The sequence below is a fragment of the Terriglobus sp. YAF25 genome, from assembly GCF_052113305.1.
In the GTDB taxonomy this organism is placed as follows: domain Bacteria; phylum Acidobacteriota; class Terriglobia; order Terriglobales; family Acidobacteriaceae; genus Terriglobus.
In genome coordinates, this window is sequence record NZ_JBFRCY010000915.1 from 1 (window position 1) to 1521 (window position 1521).

The following is a 1521-nucleotide window of genomic DNA, read 5'->3' on the forward strand; positions in this document are numbered from 1 at the left end:
GTTCGAGGCCGTATCCCGCATGTTCCAGAACCGTGCCTCCCCAGCGGTTGAACTCCTCCAGTGAAGAGCCGGCAAGCAGCAGATGTTTGACGATGCCAAGATGCGCTCCGCCGGCCGCCCAGTGCAGGCCTGTCGCGCCAGTCTCTGCGGGATCGCGCACGTCTGCTCCATGCTCCAGCAAGAAGACGACAACTTCTTCCCATCCGTACATGCAGGCCCAGAGAAATCCCTTTTGAAGTTGGCGTTGGGTTGCAGACGGCAGCAATCGTCCGGATATGTCGAAGAAGGTCTTCACCGTATCGAGCCTGCCGATACCGGCTGCGCCGTCAAGATCGAGGTGGGCGCCGCGCGAGGCAAGAAAGACAGCGGCCTGCAGGCGTCCATTCGCCAGGCAGGAGACGACAGCGCCTGTGCCGTTGCCGGCGAGGTTTGGCTTTTCGATCTGCGCTCCGTGATCGAGAAGGAGCTGCAGCAATGCCTCCTGCACGCCCGCCGTTTCGGGATGAACACTGGTGGCTGCCAGGCCAAGCGTGGTGCATCCGCCGCCGTATACGTCGGCCTCAGCATCGATCTGCGCGCCGGCTTCTAGAAGGAACTCCGCGATGGCAACAATGTTGGCCGGTGTTCGCTGGCGATAGCCCTCCACACCATTGGCTGAGGTGTAGTGCAGCAGGGTCGCGTGATGTTCGCGGGTGGAGCGTTGCCGCGCCAGCCCAGGGTTTTTCTCGATCAGCCGTTTCAGCGTTGCCTGGTCGCCGAAGATGATGGCGTCAGCGGCTGCTTCAAACTCCGCGATCGTAGAGGTAACGATACTGGCCTGCTCGATGTGTTGCACGAACCTGGGCCAGCTTGCGAAGCCGTGGCAGCGTGCAATCACGAACTGCGCATCGGTCAGCGCGCAGGTGCGTTTGCCCTGGAGCAGTGTTTGTATGGTGAAGGTTGTGACCTGGTCGATCCAACCTTCGACGGCAACCGGAAGGGTGGGTGTGAGGTTGAGGTCGCTGTGCCGCGCCAGCTCGCGAATCCATAGGGTGATGCGGTTGCGGATGGCTTCTGGGTCTGCGGTCTTGCAGACCTTGACCAGGTCCTTGGCGAGCTTGCGGTATTGTTCCAGGCTGAGGCGGGCGGGTTGGGGAAGCGCTTCCTGCGGATTGGGAAACATGCGAATCTCCTTTCACGACATGCCTGGAGTCCGCACAGATCAGGCTGAAAGAAGGTTCGTCCTTCAGTTGTGTAGATGGGTGGGCACGGCCCTTTCCGCGGACTGGATGCGCCCCTCGCGCTGGCATCAGCGTAGTGCGGGGGCAGGCGAACGTCAAGCATTTGCAAGGGGATAGTTGAGTGCGTGTACCATTGATTTCCTATGAAACCGTCATTTGCCGCCCGTGCCCTGTTGCTTCTTCTCGTGCCTGCCGTCTACGCGCAGAACAACACCCTTTCTCCCAAAGAAAAGGCCGCCGGATGGCGCCTGTTGTGGGACGGCACGTCGATGCATGGATGGCATAGCGCCAAGGGTGCGGA

General features: G+C 60.9%; 1 protein-coding gene. It reads right to left on the minus strand.

Annotated features, from left to right (window positions below; translation table 11 throughout):
- Window positions 1-1162 (minus strand): ankyrin repeat domain-containing protein (locus tag AB4043_RS25190; protein WP_442308484.1); only part of this gene is annotated, 1162 nt, incomplete at its 3' end.
- Between the last annotated feature and the right edge of the window lie 359 nt (window positions 1163-1521).